This window comes from Pseudomonas serbiensis (assembly GCF_030580745.1).
Classification (GTDB): domain Bacteria; phylum Pseudomonadota; class Gammaproteobacteria; order Pseudomonadales; family Pseudomonadaceae; genus Aquipseudomonas; species Aquipseudomonas serbiensis.
This window is the reverse complement of record NZ_JAUQOO010000041.1, coordinates 1-15,375: the sequence shown is the minus strand read 5'-3', so window position 1 is coordinate 15,375 and position 15,375 is coordinate 1. Positions and strand designations below refer to the sequence as shown.

General features: G+C 55.9%; 15 protein-coding genes. 7 read left to right on the top strand and 8 right to left on the bottom strand.

The window, feature by feature from the left end:
- Positions 1 to 400 precede the first annotated feature (400 nt).
- On the bottom strand, positions 401 to 2,104 hold the full coding sequence (locus Q6A51_RS27025; protein WP_304576159.1) for a J domain-containing protein: 1,704 nt from the start codon (positions 2,102 to 2,104) through the stop codon (positions 401 to 403).
- 207 nt (positions 2,105 to 2,311) lie between these two features.
- On the opposite strand from Q6A51_RS27025, the gene Q6A51_RS27020 reads away from it, so the two are divergent.
- Positions 2,312 to 3,943 (top strand): methyl-accepting chemotaxis protein, encoded by a 1,632-nt coding sequence (locus tag Q6A51_RS27020; protein ID WP_201017820.1) that lies wholly within the window; start codon positions 2,312 to 2,314, stop codon positions 3,941 to 3,943.
- A gap of 59 nt (positions 3,944 to 4,002) precedes the next feature.
- Here Q6A51_RS27020 and Q6A51_RS27015 read toward each other — a convergent pair whose 3' ends face one another.
- The gene (locus Q6A51_RS27015) at positions 4,003 to 4,911 is read right to left on the bottom strand and encodes a LysR family transcriptional regulator (protein WP_201017821.1); all 909 of its coding nucleotides are present in this window, start codon (positions 4,909 to 4,911) and stop codon (positions 4,003 to 4,005) included.
- A 229-nt stretch (positions 4,912 to 5,140) separates the two neighbouring features.
- On the opposite strand from Q6A51_RS27015, the gene Q6A51_RS27010 reads away from it, so the two are divergent.
- Positions 5,141 to 6,559 (top strand): coniferyl aldehyde dehydrogenase, encoded by a 1,419-nt coding sequence (locus tag Q6A51_RS27010; protein ID WP_304576158.1) that lies wholly within the window; start codon positions 5,141 to 5,143, stop codon positions 6,557 to 6,559.
- Between the two features lie 87 nt (positions 6,560 to 6,646).
- On the top strand, positions 6,647 to 7,324 hold the full coding sequence (locus Q6A51_RS27005) for a type 1 glutamine amidotransferase domain-containing protein (protein ID WP_201017823.1): 678 nt from the start codon (positions 6,647 to 6,649) through the stop codon (positions 7,322 to 7,324).
- A gap of 59 nt (positions 7,325 to 7,383) precedes the next feature.
- Here the strand turns inward: Q6A51_RS27005 and Q6A51_RS27000 are convergent, their stop codons facing one another.
- Complete coding sequence (locus Q6A51_RS27000) at positions 7,384 to 8,268, bottom strand: arginase family protein (RefSeq protein WP_304576157.1); 885 nt, start codon at positions 8,266 to 8,268, stop codon at positions 7,384 to 7,386.
- A gap of 141 nt (positions 8,269 to 8,409) precedes the next feature.
- Between Q6A51_RS27000 and Q6A51_RS26995 the strand changes: the two genes are divergently transcribed.
- The gene (locus tag Q6A51_RS26995) at positions 8,410 to 9,300 is read left to right on the top strand and encodes a LysR family transcriptional regulator (protein WP_304576156.1); all 891 of its coding nucleotides are present in this window, start codon (positions 8,410 to 8,412) and stop codon (positions 9,298 to 9,300) included.
- A 10-nt stretch (positions 9,301 to 9,310) separates the two neighbouring features.
- Here the strand turns inward: Q6A51_RS26995 and Q6A51_RS26990 are convergent, their stop codons facing one another.
- Positions 9,311 to 9,841, bottom strand: a complete 531-nt coding sequence (locus tag Q6A51_RS26990; protein WP_304576155.1) for a glyoxalase superfamily protein — start codon at positions 9,839 to 9,841, stop codon at positions 9,311 to 9,313.
- Between the two features lie 189 nt (positions 9,842 to 10,030).
- Entirely contained in the window at positions 10,031 to 10,294 is a 264-nt protein-coding gene (locus Q6A51_RS26985; RefSeq protein WP_304576154.1) for a DUF2798 domain-containing protein, read from the bottom strand.
- Positions 10,295 to 10,422: 128 nt separating this feature from the next.
- Between Q6A51_RS26985 and Q6A51_RS26980 the strand changes: the two genes are divergently transcribed.
- Positions 10,423 to 11,355 (top strand): LysR family transcriptional regulator, encoded by a 933-nt coding sequence (locus tag Q6A51_RS26980; protein WP_304576153.1) that lies wholly within the window; start codon positions 10,423 to 10,425, stop codon positions 11,353 to 11,355.
- On the opposite strand, the gene Q6A51_RS26975 is transcribed toward Q6A51_RS26980, so the two are convergent.
- Both Q6A51_RS26975 and Q6A51_RS26970 read right to left on the bottom strand, forming a co-directional pair.
- Positions 11,337 to 11,924, bottom strand: coding sequence for a glutathione S-transferase family protein (locus Q6A51_RS26975; protein WP_304576152.1), 588 nt, complete (start codon positions 11,922 to 11,924; stop codon positions 11,337 to 11,339). The genes Q6A51_RS26980 and Q6A51_RS26975 overlap by 19 nt on opposite strands.
- The gene (locus tag Q6A51_RS26970; protein ID WP_304576151.1) at positions 11,921 to 12,349 is read right to left on the bottom strand and encodes a VOC family protein; all 429 of its coding nucleotides are present in this window, start codon (positions 12,347 to 12,349) and stop codon (positions 11,921 to 11,923) included. Before Q6A51_RS26970 ends, Q6A51_RS26975 begins: the two co-directional genes overlap by 4 nt.
- Before the next feature lie 114 nt (positions 12,350 to 12,463).
- Between Q6A51_RS26970 and Q6A51_RS26965 the strand changes: the two genes are divergently transcribed.
- Together Q6A51_RS26965 and sfnG are read left to right on the top strand one after the other, a co-directional pair.
- The gene (locus tag Q6A51_RS26965; protein ID WP_304576150.1) at positions 12,464 to 13,366 is read left to right on the top strand and encodes a LysR family transcriptional regulator; all 903 of its coding nucleotides are present in this window, start codon (positions 12,464 to 12,466) and stop codon (positions 13,364 to 13,366) included.
- A gap of 182 nt (positions 13,367 to 13,548) precedes the next feature.
- On the top strand, positions 13,549 to 14,637 hold the full coding sequence (sfnG, locus tag Q6A51_RS26960) for a dimethylsulfone monooxygenase SfnG (RefSeq protein WP_304576149.1): 1,089 nt from the start codon (positions 13,549 to 13,551) through the stop codon (positions 14,635 to 14,637).
- A 52-nt stretch (positions 14,638 to 14,689) separates the two neighbouring features.
- On the opposite strand, the gene Q6A51_RS26955 is transcribed toward sfnG, so the two are convergent.
- Positions 14,690 to 15,274: a hypothetical protein gene (locus Q6A51_RS26955; protein WP_304576148.1), complete on the bottom strand. Its 585-nt coding sequence runs from the start codon at positions 15,272 to 15,274 to the stop codon at positions 14,690 to 14,692.
- Positions 15,275 to 15,375 lie beyond the last annotated feature (101 nt).

Sequence of the window (15,375 nt, the reverse complement as noted above, 5' to 3'; positions counted from 1 at the left end):
CAGCAATCATTGGCTACATCTTTGATTTCTCGCGGAGTAACTTGCGTTGCTGATAATCTGTTGACTTCAGTCTTACACCACAAGCACCCACACGAATTGCTTGATTCAGTTGTTAAAGAGCGGTGGGTTGAGCCTTTCGTCTCAACCGAGGCGCGCATTCTACAGCGTCCTCTGCATCTGTCAAGCGGTTATTTCAACAAGTTTTCAAAGTTTCCTTTGCAACTTCAACCACTTGCGCTTCGATCAACTTCGCGTTGCTCGTTAGCGGGAGGCGAACTATACAGCACTTGAGAAAGCTGTCAAACCCCTTATCTCAACTTTTTTACATCAATCTGAAAGCCCGCTTCCGATGCTTATATAAAGAAAGCCGCCACGCCTCCGGAGACAACCCAGATCGGGATCACTTCTGGTGAACAGCTTCCATCGCCTTCTTCGCCATATCCGCAGCCGAGCGACATATATGCACTCTCTGCGCCCACTCGCTCTGAGCACACTCATTGGAGTCGAGAGCTGCCCGACAAGCTTGCGACATCGTCCGGCGCAGGTTATCCGGGTTGCAGTCAGACTGATAACTGCCTTGAGATGCCGCGGATCGCTCTCTGGTACCTCCAGGTTGTGACATGACGAAGAAGCCAGCACTCAGCATGCAGAAGAAAGCACCAAGAAACACACCGCCAAACATCATTTTCCTGGCTCTGAACATCCGTGTCAGGGCGGCATAGGGCCTGGGATAGCGATAAGGGGCGAACGCTATCCATATCAGAGTCACGGAACAATGAAGCGCCAACCCAAGCCCGCCGCCTTTCCACCCCATCACCCCGCCCATGACAGCAAGCGGCAGTGCGTGCTGCACCACCTTGGCGTTCGCGGTCGGCCCGCTGATGACATCAGGCAGAAGACGAAGGCTCAGCCATTCATCCAGTGTCGCAACAACCTCGCAGAGCGGACGCCATATATACATGTACGCCATAAGGCCAGGAACCATCAGCAAGGGATACAGAATCAGAAACCACAGATCCTGATCCGGCTGGAAATACAGCGAAAGGCCGAACAGCAAAACTACAGGCAAGGCCGCAAGCCCCAGCCAGCGTCTGGCCTCAGGAGAAAAAGGCTCATGCGCCCGCTTCCAGCATTCAAGGTCGGCATCGGGAAAGGCTTCTAGAACACCGGGATATCGCAGCGTCATTTGCTCGACAAGCCGTTTGCAGATAACACGTACATTGTCATCTTCAGCCCTGGCCATTCGCCTGCGCTCAACAGGACTATAAGCACCCAGCAATAAATGCACGGCACGCCCCTCGGCACTGAACGGCTTTTTACTGAGCAGACGCTGCAGATGTCGGACAAAATCATCCTTTTCAACGCGATCAAGCAAGCGCTGCCAGATAAAGGCAGGCTCCGGGTGCAGGTCTTGCTTCGCATCCCAGCCAAACAGGGAACAAACCTGCTCGAACAAGGCAGAGTTCCAGCCGGTTGTGTTGTGCAGCAGGATCATGACCCAACGCTGCAAATGCTCACTGCGCTCCAGCGACGCCAGCCAGGGCTGTTGACGCAACGCCTGCAACTCATCAATGAAGGCCTCTGTATCTTCGACCTGTAGTCGAGCCTGCAACTGCGACTGATGGGAGTCGAGCAATGCCTGGGTCAACCAGACAGCCTGATCACCATTCATAGGCGCTTGTTGCCATGGAGTGAGCCAGTTCAACTGCCTAGTCGCGGCCCGGAGCAGACTGACCTCACCCTCAGGATCGGCAAGGCAACGCAGCAACAGTTCTTGCTCAAAATCTTGCGCACAACCCAGTGCCTGAGCCTGAAGATAGTGCTCAGGCAGATTATCGACTGTTGTTTGATCAACCAGCACCCGCCATGACGGCGATGCATCATGCCTGGCTGGCGCCACCTGATCAGGCAGTTCGGCAACCTCATCGCTTTCGTCCCGATAGCGAGCAATATGCAAAGCCTGCTCATAAGCATCGCGCAGGCGCTGAAAGCCCTCGGCATCGTCATCAGGACGATTGCTTTTAAGCAGCCGCGCATACTGCCGCTTGATGCTGCGCTCGTCGGCGTCATCAGGCAGTGACAGAACCGTCCAGCAATCACTCATCGCTGCCACTCACTTTATTCGAAGTCGTCAATGCGCTCCCTCCAGCCGATCTTTCCATTACCAAGTGATACAGGCAGTGCATCATCATAACCGCAGCAGACTGTCGATTCTGCGACTTGATTCCAGCAAATATCGGCAACTTTCTAAAGCTGAACCGCTTTAGGTCGATAGTTTCAGACTGTCAACTCCCTATCGACGGCACTTCCCATGACTCTCAGAAACCTCAACATCGCCCCACGGTCGTTGCTTTGCTTCGGCTTTTTTGCATTGTTGGTTACAGCACTGGGACTCTTCTCACTGCTGCAATCATCTGACTTGAAAGAGTCCCGGGAAACACTGCAAGACAACGTATTGCCAACGGTTCAGGCAGTCGATCAGATCAAAAGCGATCTTTTGACCATTCGACTTGGCAACAGCGGTCTGCGCCTGGCACAGGACGCCACCGCGACCAATGCAGCCCAACAGCGTGTCGTTCAGGCTCGTAGCAGCCTTGAAGCCGATGTCCGCAAATTACAGTCCTTGCTGGTCACCGATGAAGGCAAGAAGACATACGACAGCATGTCCCGCAATCTGAACAACTATCTGGCCATACACTCGCGGTACCTGGAGGCCATGACGCAAAAACGCGAGGACATCATCACCGCGCTGACCCAACCGACGGGTGAAATGACCCTGGCAGCCGATCTGTTGGCCAAGGACATCGCTGAGATTTCCCGCCTGTCAGACTTGAAGGTCGCAGAATCCGATGTCGCCGCCGACAAGACCTATGCCCAGGCTCGCAATGTCACGATCATTGCCATTCTTGTCGCGCTCGCCGCGACGCTGGCATTGGCCGGCATATTTACCCGCAGCCTGACGGCACCGATTGCCAAGGCATTGGCGGTGGCCGAACAGATTGCGGTCAATGACCTCAGCAAACCCATTGCAGCCGACGGCAAGGATGAGCCGGGACGCTTGCTGGCCGCCCTCTCGATCATGCAGCAGAACCTGCGACGCACGCTGAGTGAGTTGGGTAACTCATCCAATCAACTGGCTTCCACGTCCGAAGAATTGACGGCCGTGACCGAAGATTCCCTGCGCGGCGTTCAACGCCAGAACGATGAAATCAATCAGGCCGCCACCGCAATCAATCAGATGAGCGCAGCGGTTGAAGAAGTGGCGCGTAACGCCATCATGGCCTCCACCGCCGCACAGGAATCCAGCAAGTCGGCAGAAAATGGCCGTAAACGTGTAGACGAGACTGTCAGCGTGATCAACGAGCTGCACGAATCGGTCGGCGCTACCGCCATTGAAATCGATGGTCTGGCTGTCGAGGTGCAAAGCATCAGCGGGGTTCTGGATGTCATCCGGGGTATCGCCGATCAGACCAACCTGCTGGCCTTGAACGCAGCAATCGAAGCGGCTCGGGCCGGTGAAGCAGGTCGTGGCTTTGCGGTGGTTGCCGATGAGGTACGAGCACTGGCTCACCGCACCCAACAGTCGACTGCCGAGATCGAGAAAATGATCGCGTCCATTCAGGGCGGTGCAAGCAAGGCCGTCAGCGCAATGGGCCACAGCAGCGAACGGGCTCGTACCAGCCTCGACGTCGCACAGGCAGCGGGCCACGCACTGGTGGAAATCACCGCAGCGATTGTGCAGATCAACGAGCGCAACACCAGCATCGCCTCAGCCACGGAACAACAAGCGCAAGTGGCCCGTGAAGTGGATCGCAACCTGACCAGCATTCGAGACCTTTCAGCCCAGAACGCTACAGGTGCAAACCAGACTTCGGCAGCCAGCGGAGAGCTGTCGCAGCTGGCAGTCGGCCTTAATCAGTTGGTGTTGCAGTTCCGGATGTAAGCTCACCAAATCTTGAAAACGCTGGTCGCCGGGCAATTAATTGCTCGAAAGCGACCGGCTCACTCACCCTCAGCGCTTTGACGGTCAGCCCGCAACCGCCACAACAAGGACTGTCGTGCATGTGCCACACGTGGCTGACGCAAGGCGCTGGGAATCCACAGCAAATAATACTCACGACTGGCCGGGCCAACCGGAGCCGGTATTTCCAGAAGCTCGCCGCGTTCAATGTAAGGGCGGCATAAATAAGCCGGCAACGCACTCCAGCCAAATCCCTCCTTGAGCAGACTGCATAAAGTACGCAAGTCCTGGCCTACCATCGCCGGCATCAGATTGGGTGCTTCTATCCTGTTCACTTCCAGCCAGCCATCGATGAGCGGCAGGTCCAGGTTATAGGCAAGTACCGGCTCACCCAGCAACGCTTCATTGAAATCCGGCGCACGAGTCAAACGCTGAACCACGGACGGTGCCGCCACCGCCAGGACGTCATCGACAAACATCAGCTCACTGCGCAGGCGCTTATTATTGGGGGGTGCGGCAGAGATCCCGAGATCGCAGTGACCTTCGATCAGCATATGCGTGATCGATTCCTGGTTTCCGCTCTGCATCCTGATGCGAATGCCGACCTCCAGCAGAGGCAGCAATTGTCTGGCCACCACTTCAGCCAGAACGTCAGCGTGCCCGATGATTTGCAACGCCCCCGCCAACTCCACCGAACGCGCTCTTGCCGATGACAGCGCGGCTTCGGCTGCATCGAGCTTGTCTCCGATATCCGCTGCCAGTTCGTCCGCTGCGGACGTAGGTTCGACGCCCCGCGACTGACGCTCGAACAGGCTCCTGCCTATCGCAGCCTCAAGCCCCGAAATGTGCTGCGACACCGCTGGCTGCGTCAGGCTCAAGGTCCGCGCCGCACCGCTGATCGAACGCTGTCGGTAAACCTCGATAAAGGTCCTCAAACGAACAAGAGACATACATATCCCATAAATTATTTTATGACTGCACAAAAAAGCCGTTGTTATACATCAGGCCTTGGCCCTCATAAGATAGCCACATCGCTTGAGAAAAGCGCTCATGAACGACGAAACGAATGACTTTTTGCCGAACAAAATTTTATAGCAGATCAACCTGACCTCTTTCGGTCGATCTGCATGTTCCGCTCAACATCATCCACATAACGTCAATAGCTCAGGAGCAAAGGCCATGCCTTTCCAGCCAGATACCAAAGAATTGAAAGCCCTTCTGCTGAACATGAAACGTGCCCACACAGCAGCAGGCCCGGCGGATGCAAAACTGCGCCAGGACCGACTGATCCGTGGTGCCAGACTGCTCAGCGATAACCATGAAGTCATTGGCAAAGCCATCAATGCAGACTTCGGCAATCGCAGCCTCTATCAGTCTCTGATGGCAGATACTGTCATGACGGTAAAAATGCTTCAGCATTCTGCCGAGCATGTGGCTGAGTGGATGAAACCTGAACAGGTTGCAGACCCGGCACCCGGCATGCAGGCCTGGATCCAGCAGCAACCTCTGGGTGTGGTCGGTGTGATCAGCCCCTGGAACTTCCCGATCAACCTGGCCTTCGGCCCGCTCGCAGGTGTATTTGCAGCTGGCAATACCGCCATGCTCAAGCCATCCGAGCTGACGCCCAGAACATCGGAACTACTGGCAGAACTGATCGCAGGTTATTTCGACCCTCTGGAACTGGCGGTGGTATTGGGAGATGCGAATGTTGGCGCATCGTTCAGCGGGCTGCCTTTCGATCATCTGGTCTTTACCGGCAGCACCACGGTGGGACGTCATGTGATGCGGGCAGCGGCTGAAAACCTGGTCCCCGTCACCCTCGAACTGGGCGGCAAGTCGCCGGTCGTCGTGGATGAGGACTTCGATATCCGCACGGCAATAGAGCGCACCCTGACGATCAAGACATTCAATGCGGGCCAGATATGCCTGGCGCCGGATTACATGATGATTCCGAAGTCGAAGGTCGAGACACTGACCGATGCCAGCAAGCGCTTCGTTGCCAGCAGTTTCCCGAGCATCCAGAAAAATCAGGAATACACCTCCATCATCAGCCAGCGCCACTATGAACGACTCGTGGGCCTGATCGATGATGCACGTAACAAAGGTGCAACGATCGTCAATCTGGCGCCGGAAGGCGAACCGGGCTTCGACGCCAAGTCACGCAAGATTGCGCCTCATCTGCTGCTGGATGTGAACGATAACATGCAGGTCATGCAGGAAGAGATTTTCGGCCCGCTGCTGCCAATCAAGACCTACACCGACAGGGCTGAGCCAGTGGCCTATATCAATGCCAATCCGCGCCCGCTCGCTGCCTATTACTTCGGCAATGACAGCGAACGACAACACGCCTTTGCAATCCAAACCACTTCAGGCGCTCTGGTGGTCAACGATGTGATGAGCCACGTGTCCATCGATACCCTGCCGTTTGGTGGCGTAGGAGCATCCGGTATCGGCGCTTACCATGGCGTTCACGGTTTCAGACGTTTTACCCATGCAAAACCCGTCGTTATACAGAGCGAAGATGGCGCTTCAAACCTGCGACTGCGCGCACCTTATGGCGATAAATCGGCACCGCTCGAAGCCTTCCTGAAAGGCTGACCGTCACTTGCAATGAAGATAATGCGCAGGCAGTCAACCCGACCGCCTGTGCCTCACCTGACTCATGGACATTACGAGGAAACTGCAATGAAAGTATTGATGGTACTGACCTCTCACGATCAACTGGGCAACACCGGCAAGAAAACCGGCTTCTGGCTCGAAGAGTTCGCAGCCCCTTATTACACCTTCAAGGATGCCGGCGCTGAAATAGTCGTGGCCTCGCCTGCCGGTGGTCAACCGCCTCTGGACCCGAAAAGCGACCTGCCGGACTTCCAGACCGAACTGACCCAGCGCTTCAAGGCTGACCCGGCCGCGCAAAAAGTACTGGCGACCACCGTCAAACTGGACAGCGTCAGCCAGCAGGATTTCGACACGGTTTTCTATCCAGGCGGCCACGGCCCGCTCTGGGACCTGGCAGAGTCGAAGCGTTCCATCGAACTGATCGAATCCTTTGAGCGCGCCAACAAGCCAATCGGTTTCGTCTGCCATGCGCCGGGCGTCTTGCGTCACGTCAAGGCCGCCAATGGCGAGCCGTTGATCAAAGGCCGTCGCGTCACCGGCTTCACCAATGGCGAGGAAGAAGCGGTAGAACTGACCGATGTCGTTCCCTTCCTTATCGAGGACGAGTTCATCGCACTGGGCGGCCTCTATGAAAAAGGCCCCGACTGGCAGCCCTACCTGGTCGAAGACGGCAAACTGGTGACTGGCCAGAACCCTGCCAGCTCTGAAGCCGTCGCCAAGGCTTTGCTGAAACAGTTGGCGTAAGCCTTTGCAGAAAAACAGGGAGTCAGGCCGATAAGGCGTGACTCCTTGTTTCCATATATTCAGGCTGGCTTGCCAATCAATGGCAACCTGGCAAGCATGTTTTTCATGGCCAACGCATCCCATGGCAGGTGCTCGGCAATACCCAGCCCCACCACATCAGCTACTTCAGCCATTTCCCCCAGCAACTGAACGACCTGTTCGATCGTCAGTTCGCCCTGCGCAACGCCATCGAAGGTTCCCGCTGCAATGTCAGGCCTGGCGAACAGCAGAGCCCGAAAAAAGGCAGGGTCCAGAGCGTCAAGATCAAAGTGGATTGCCAGGTGCTTTGCGCCAGTGGATTCAAACCACTCGATGACAGGCTGGCTGCCTTGTCGAGCCAGTTGCTCGGGGCCAACATTTTGCAGCCCCAGCCGCTGCATCTCGGCGGCTTCCCATTCGCTCGGGTCATGCAGGCCAACATACATGACATTACCGGGCTTGACGGGACGGGCTACCGCTTTGACGAAGTCAGGGTCCCCGTTGCCCAGCAGGTTACCGAGCACCATCGCGTGAGCATGGGGGAACTGTTGCGGTGTCATGATATCCGGATGGGCATCGACCCAAAGCACCGCCAGGTCACCCGCGTAACGCTCATTCAGATAGGCAAAAGGCGCCAGATCCACAAGGCAGTCGCCACCCAATACAACAAGACGATCAGGTTGATGTTTGTCGATCAATGCTCGTGCAGCGTGCAACTGATCAAGCAGTGCGTTGCGGCCAACAATCCCGTCTTCAAGCGGCAGCGGCGATTCGTGCGGCTCCACAACAGGCACCTCCTCGACCGGACCGCGGTGTTCCGGAGCCAGCCAGGCCAGAAGCCGAGAGCCGAAATGGTAAGGAGGGTTGTTACCGCCCTGCCATTGCGGGAATAGCAATCGCAAGGTCTTGTCGGTGGGCACAGACATGGGCGTTTCCTTGAATGGGGCTCAGCAGTGCCAGAGGAAGATGCCGATGGCCTGGCACGAAGAGAGTCGCTGTACTTTATTGAGTTACAAAACGGAGATATACAGGCTTATAGTTGACGCTTTGTTGCACAGATTGAGCATATGGATCGACTAACCGCAGCGAAGGTATTTCTGGAAACAGTGGCACGCGGCAGCATCTCGGCGGCAGCAATGCACTTGGGCATGTCCCGCGCCATGGCGACTCGCTATATCGGCGTGATGGAAGAATGGGCCGAAGCGCGCTTGCTGCACAGGACCACACGCAAACTCAGCCTGACCGCCGCAGGAGAACAACTGCTGCCCACCTGCAAAAACCTGGTGGCCTTGTCGCTGGACGTAAGCACACTGGCAACACAAACGGAAAACGCCCCAAAGGGGTTACTGCGTGTCACAGCGTCTTCAATCTTCGCGGAATACTGCCTGACCGACGCGCTGATGGAGTTTCTTCAGCTTTATCCTGCTGTAACCATTGATCTGCAGATCGTGGATCGCACTACCAACCTGGCTGAGGACGGGGTCGATCTGGCAATTCGGGTGACCAATCACCTCGACCCGAACGTGATCGCGAAAAAGCTGGGCCAGGTACGCTCATTCATCTGCGCCAGCCCGGCTTATCTGGAGAAATACGGTGCTCCGGGCGACGTGCGAGACCTGCAGGTTCATAACTGCCTGACCTATGCGTATTACGGTCGCAACCTCTGGCATTTCAACGTGAATGGCGAAAACATCGTGGTGCCGGTCACCGGTAATTTCAGCACCAACGAAGCATCCATCATTGTGCGTGCTGCCTTGAGTGGAACCGGCATCGCGATGCTGCCGCACTTCGCGGCCGAACAAGCCATTCGAGAGAAACGCCTGACCCGGCTCTTCCCCGAATCCCGGGTCGAAACGCTTGGCATCCATGCCGTATACCTGTCACGTCAGCGCATGCCCCATGCGCTGAGGACATTGATCGACTTTCTATCCGAACGGCTTGCGGGCCAGCCTGAGTGACCCGGCGATATCAACTCTGACAAAAACGAATCCGGTTACCGAACGGATCGTGTATTTCCAGAACCTTCCCCCAGCCCTGCTCGACAATATCCGGGCGACCATATCCGTAACGCTTGGCAAGTAATTCATCGCGAAGCCGTTCGATATTGTGCATGGGGACAAAAATCGTCGCGCCGGGGCTTGCATCGCCATGATGCTCGGAAAGGTGAAGCTGCAGACCATCCCGGCTGATGCCCAGGTAAAGTGGCAGGTCCGCCTCGAATCGGTGCTCGAATTCGACACTGAAACCCAGGAAATCAAGGTAGAACTCGCGAGCCTTGGCTTCGTCGAACATCCGCAATATCGGGATGGGCTTCTCGAAAGTAATGGCAGGCTGGGGAGTGCTCTGCGCGAGTAGCGCCGAAGCCGTGTTCCAGTCCTTGTAACCCAGTTGCTGCGCGACCAGTTCAAGTGCAGCCGAATGAGACAGCTCTTGATTGCCCACCGCCAGCGAGGCGCGCAGCCTCTTGGCCATCTGCTTGGCTTGCTCGATTGAAAACATCGTTCCTCCTGAAGTCGAGGCATTCTGGTGCTCGCGTTGCCAAAACTCGACCGTAGAGAAATACGAAAGGGTTCGGAACATGAAGAAATGCTTTCACCTTCCCTTCGGGAGCGAGCGGCGGGCAGCATCGGCCAGCGCCGAGAATACCCAAGCCTTGCGCTGAGCGAAAGTTGCTTCGTGAGCATTTACTCAATGACCATGCACGGTCCAGGCGACCAGCCGAGCAACAATCGGACGCACGACGATCACACAAAAGAAGGCAGAGGGCATTGCAACGCGATACGCACTCATCACATTTTCCATGTAATGTTCGTCAATGCCGAATTCAGCGAGGGTGATCACGAGGCACATGAGAAACGCCATGATGGTTGCCATATAGAAGGCAAACACATAAGGCGTCGCCCGGCTTGGGAAGCGAAATCGGGCAGTATTGCTGTTGGTTCTGGCAGTCATCGATTAACCCTCGTCAACCTTGAGTAGTGGAAGAGCGGTTAAGCTAACAATCGGTTATACGCACCAGTAGAGGTGCTGCACTTGAATCATTATTAAATAAAACCAACGAATGGAATGACAAGTATCCAATGGACATTCTGGGTTTGATAAACAGTTTCATCCGCGTGGTAGAAACCGGCAGCATCGCGGCGGCAGCCCGAGCCCAGGGGATGAGCGCAGCCGCCGTCAGCCAGAGCATCACGCGGCTTGAAAACCATTTGGGCGTGCGCCTGCTTTCGCGCACCACCCGCAGGATGGCGCTGACCGAAAGCGGCATGCGCTATTTCGAGAAGGTCCGCCACATCCCCCGTGATATCGATCTTGCTTCACACGCCGCGACCATCACCACCGAGCCTCAAGGGCCGCTGTGTATCGCCACCACCGCTGCATTTGGCCGCCACGTCCTTGCGCCGCTGATACCTGCGTTCAAAGCCGCACATCCGCGTATCGATATTGAGCTGATCAGCACAGACCGGCGCGTCGACCATCGCCTGGAAGGTGTCGACGTCAGTATCCGCATCGAGGCGCAACTGAGCGATGGGCTGGTTGCCCGACGCATCGCTTCGCGCCCGTTCGTGTTCTGTGCATCGCCCGCCTATCTCGATCATGCAGGCGTGCCCACCACTATCGAAGACCTGAAACAACATGCCTGTCTGGTCTTTCGCTACCCAACCGACGGGCGCTTCCTGCCCTGGAACTTCATGGTCAACGGCAAACGTGTCGAAGCGAAGGTCAATCCCGGCTTTGTCTGCGACGACATCGACATGCTCGCGCAGATCGCCGTCAATGGCGGCGGCATCGCCCGCCTCGCCAGCTTCATCGCCCAACCGCACCTCGACAGCGGCCGCCTGCTGCCGCTGTTCGAGCCTGACAGCCGCAACGTTGCCAGTGCAGAGTCAGAGCCGATGGATATCTATGCGTGCGTTGCCGAGCGCTCGGCGTTGAATACAAAGGTGCGGGCGTTTATCGAGTTTCTCGAAAAGGCACTGCAAAGCACACCCGCTCAAGGCTTGGGCAGATAACCTGGCAATGCCTCTACCCGCTTGATCCAGCGTGCAACATTTACATAGGGTTCAAGATCCACACCGCCTTCAGGGGCAAGCACGACATAGGGGTATACCGCGCAATCGGCAATCGAGGGACGGCCGATTGCAAGCCAGTCGTGGTTTTCCAGGTGTCTGTCGAGTATCGAGAGGGCAACGGTCGCTTTCGCCAGAGCCTGCGCCTTGTCCAGCTCCGCACCAAACTTCTGCACCAGTCGCGCAGCGCAAAGGCTGTGCTGAACCTCGTTGGAGGCAAACGAGAGCCACTGGACAATATCGGCCTGACCTTGCGGATGAGCCGGCCACCAGGCCAGACCACCGTATTGGCCAGCGAGATAAACCAGAATGGCCTGCGAGTCGCGGATGACGTATGAACCGTCCTCCAGAACCGGTAGCTGAGCAAGAGGATTCATGTCTGAAAGCGGCGGCTTCTTGTGTTCTCCGCCCAGAAAATCGACTGTAACCACTTCAAGCCCGATATTGGCCAGAGCAGCAAAAAGCCTCACTTTGTAGCAGTTTCCAGATACATCTAGGTCGTACAGTTTCATTTCGCTTCTCCATCGACGAGTTGATTGAATTCAAGAACATTGCCATCGGGGTCGCGGATAAAAAGCGCGATTCTTCTGGGACCGATGTGATGCGGCCCCTGAGTGATCACGATCCCCTGCTCGCCCAGCCAGGCCTGAAATACCTGGAGGTCATCGACAATAAAGGCAGGGTGCGTCATGCCGGGAAGCTTCACCGGAGCATCCAGCAGGACGTTGTGAGAGTCGGGGACGCGAGCACCGTTGAAGATCAGATTGATACGAACGCCGTCCGGGCTGAGCATTTCGTTGGCTTCGTACAGCGGAAAACGTGCGGTCTCCTTGAATCCGAGTGCCTGATAAAAAGACATCGACCGATTCTGGTCGCTGACACGAATTCCGATGTGATCGTATGCGAGAATCCGGGCGGGATTTGGTCGTTGGCTCATGGGTTGCGACTCCGGCTGAAAACAATCCCTGAAGTTTCCACCGGACTGCGTGTTTCACCTATGCCGCGGACCTGACAAGACCTATGCAGTAATCGCACAAATCGAAAGGTGGCAATGGACAGGCTCAAGGCAATGGCCAATTTCGTTCGGATCGTCGACAGTGGCAGTCTGAGTTCGGCGGCGGATGTGACTGGACAATCGGTCGCTTCCCTTGTCCGCTCGCTGGCAGCTCTGGAGCGCTATCTGGGGGTCCGGTTATTGAACCGCAGCACCCGACGCATGGCCCTGACGGATGAAGGCGAAGAATATCTGGCCTGGAGCCGCCGCATGCTCGCGGACTTCGCTGACATGGAGCAACGGCTGGAAGCTCGCGATGGCATCGCCCGCGGCTTGCTTCGGGTGACAGCCCCCGTAGAGTTCGGGCAACGCTACCTGGCACCGCTGGTGAATGCATTTCTCAAGGATCATGGGGAAATGGCAGCCGAGTTGAGCCTGAGCGACCAGGTCATCCCCTTGCTTGATGAACGCCTCGACCTGGCCCTGCGCATCGGCCATCTTCCCGACTCGGCCATGGTGGCGCGCAAGGTCGGCACAACCCGGCTCGTCACCTGCGCCAGCCCGGATTACCTGCATGCCGCTCCCGCCATCGCTAGCCCACAATCGCTGCGGGAGCATTCCTGCATCACCCTGGCCTTCCAGGGAAAACACTGGTACTTCCGTCACAAGGAAAAAGAACTGGTTGAAGACATCGTACCGAGACTGGTCTGCAATCAGGTTCGAGCTGCCAGCCAGGCCTGTGTGCAGGGCGTGGGAATTACCCGGTTGATGCATTACCAAGTGGCGGATGAACTGGCTGATGGTCGACTGGTCAGGATTCTTCGGGATTTTGAGCCTATGGATTTACCGATCCAGCTGGTCTACCCGCACTCCTTGCAGCTATCGCCACGAGTGAGGGCCTTTGTGGAATGGGCGTGCCCGCAACTGGAAAGGCTGACGCCTGATCCGGGTGGGGAATAGAGGCTATTTAGCCATTATTGGACTGTCTGCTCAGCAACATCTCATCAGCATTTATATTTGAAAGAGATCAGTGGCCAGATTTTCAGTGAGTCGTAAGTCACTGTAATTCATGACAATTCTCAGTGGCACACATGCTGCACTGTTGAAACGGCAATCCACTTCGCCGTTTTCGGAGATATATCATGAGCCACTTGCCTATCAAGTTCGCCTACTGGGTTCCTAACGTCAGCGGCGGGCTCGTTGTCAGCAAGATCGAACAACGCACCAGTTGGGATATCGACTACAACCGCAAACTCGCGCAAATCGCGGAGCAATCAGGCTTTGAATACGCACTGACGCAGATCCGCTTTACCGCCGGATACGGTGCGGAAAATCAGCATGAGTCGGTGGCATTCAGTCACGCACTACTGGCTTCCACCGAAAGATTGAAAGTGATCGCGGCCATCTTGCCAGGTCCCTGGACGCCGTCGGTGGCAGCCAAACAGTTGGCGACCATCGACCAGCTCACGGCCGGAAGGGTTGCCGTGAATATTGTCAGCGGCTGGTTCAAGGGTGAGTTTCAGGCCATTGGGGAACCGTGGCTGGAACATGACGAACGTTACCGGCGTTCGGAGGAGTTCATCCAGGCGCTGAAAGGAATCTGGACCACCGACAACTTCACCTTCAAGGGCGACTTCTATCGCTTTCATGACTACACCTTGCGGCCAAAACCCATTCAGCGTCCGCATCCCGAGATATTTCAAGGCGGCAGTTCCCGGGCAGCACGCGACATGGCTGCACGAGTATCGGACTGGTATTTCACCAACGGCAACACCCTGGAAGGCATCAAGGCGCAGGTCGACGATATTCGGGCAAAGGCCGCAGCCAACGGGCATTCAGTGAAGATCGGCGTCAACGCCTTCATCATCGCCCGTGACACCGAGCAAGAAGCGCGAGCGGTATTACAGGAAATCATCGACAAAGCCGACCCGCAAGCCGTGAATGCCTTCGGCGATGCCGCAAAACAGGCAGGTAAGGCAAGCCCCGAAGGAGAAGGCAACTGGGCCAAATCATCGTTCGCCGATCTGGTGCAGTACAACGATGGTTTCAAGACCAACCTTATTGGTACACCCCAACAGATTGCCGAACGTATCGTCGCGCTGAAAGAAATAGGCGTGGATCTGGTGCTGTCAGCGTTTCTGCATTTTCAGGAAGAGGTTGAGTATTTTGGGAAGCGGGTGTTGCCGTTGGTGAGAGATCTGGAGGGGGTTGGGGTGGTGGAGAGGGTTTGACGGGGGATCATGTAGGCGGATCAGGGAGATCCGCCTGTGGATGCTGAGCAGATTAAGGTACAGAAGAAAACTCGGTTGTTTTGGCATGGGCTTCTGTAACAAATGCCTTGATGTACTCGGTAACACCGACCTTCAGATGCGAATAGTGGGTGCCTAGATTCTTTAGAGGGTCGCCCTTGCTCCACGACGGAAAGGCAATCGCCAGTTTTTCATCGACGATGGAATTATTGTGCTTCACACAATTGTTGATCAACCGCAGTTCATGTGCGGCTGCAAAACCAGCCAGACTTGGACAGTCGATCACTCCAGGCTTGCCTGCAATAAGATCCTGCTTCTTCTTGTCCGGGAGGTTTGGAAATGTCCCCTTCAAGACCTTTCCGGTCTTGATTTCCACCAATCGGTGAAGCCCGACAATTGCAAGCTCTTCTCCGAGACTTCGCACATCATCAGACTGCAAGAAGTCATCATGCAACGAAGACAAGTAGTCTTCATAATCATCTCTGGACTCGAAATCGCTCGCGGTTGCTGCCTTGAAATACTCTTTGATCGATTTCTCCTGCTGAGAAATCGACCGGTTGAAATGATCACGAAACTCGTCCAGAACCTCTGTATGAATCGCCCTGGGTTTCGTAGACACCTCTTTGCCTTAAACTGAGGCCAATCAGGAGGTGCCATGAGCAACCCACGTTATCCCGAAGAATTCAAAATCCAAGCGGTCAATCAAGTGACCGAAAAGAA

Excerpts from the sequence above, each read along its gene's own strand:
- Q6A51_RS27005 (WP_201017823.1), top strand. The coding sequence starts at position 6,647 with ATGAAAGTATTGATGGTACTGACCTCTCACGATCAACTGGGCAACACC.
- Q6A51_RS26985 (WP_304576154.1), bottom strand. The coding sequence starts at position 10,294 with ATGACTGCCAGAACCAACAGCAATACTGCCCGATTTCGCTTCCCAAGC.
- Q6A51_RS26970 (WP_304576151.1), bottom strand. The coding sequence starts at position 12,349 with ATGAGCCAACGACCAAATCCCGCCCGGATTCTCGCATACGATCACATC.
- Q6A51_RS27010 (WP_304576158.1), top strand. The coding sequence starts at position 5,141 with ATGCCTTTCCAGCCAGATACCAAAGAATTGAAAGCCCTTCTGCTGAAC.
- Q6A51_RS26965 (WP_304576150.1), top strand. The coding sequence starts at position 12,464 with ATGGACAGGCTCAAGGCAATGGCCAATTTCGTTCGGATCGTCGACAGT.
- Q6A51_RS26995 (WP_304576156.1), top strand. The coding sequence starts at position 8,410 with ATGGATCGACTAACCGCAGCGAAGGTATTTCTGGAAACAGTGGCACGC.
- Q6A51_RS26990 (WP_304576155.1), bottom strand. The coding sequence starts at position 9,841 with ATGTTTTCAATCGAGCAAGCCAAGCAGATGGCCAAGAGGCTGCGCGCC.
- Q6A51_RS27020 (WP_201017820.1), top strand. The coding sequence starts at position 2,312 with ATGACTCTCAGAAACCTCAACATCGCCCCACGGTCGTTGCTTTGCTTC.
- Q6A51_RS27000 (WP_304576157.1), bottom strand. The coding sequence starts at position 8,268 with ATGTCTGTGCCCACCGACAAGACCTTGCGATTGCTATTCCCGCAATGG.
- Q6A51_RS26975 (WP_304576152.1), bottom strand. The coding sequence starts at position 11,924 with ATGAAACTGTACGACCTAGATGTATCTGGAAACTGCTACAAAGTGAGG.
- Q6A51_RS27025 (WP_304576159.1), bottom strand. The coding sequence starts at position 2,104 with ATGAGTGATTGCTGGACGGTTCTGTCACTGCCTGATGACGCCGACGAG.
- Q6A51_RS27015 (WP_201017821.1), bottom strand. The coding sequence starts at position 4,911 with ATGTCTCTTGTTCGTTTGAGGACCTTTATCGAGGTTTACCGACAGCGT.
- Q6A51_RS26980 (WP_304576153.1), top strand. The coding sequence starts at position 10,423 with ATGGACATTCTGGGTTTGATAAACAGTTTCATCCGCGTGGTAGAAACC.
- sfnG (WP_304576149.1), top strand. The coding sequence starts at position 13,549 with ATGAGCCACTTGCCTATCAAGTTCGCCTACTGGGTTCCTAACGTCAGC.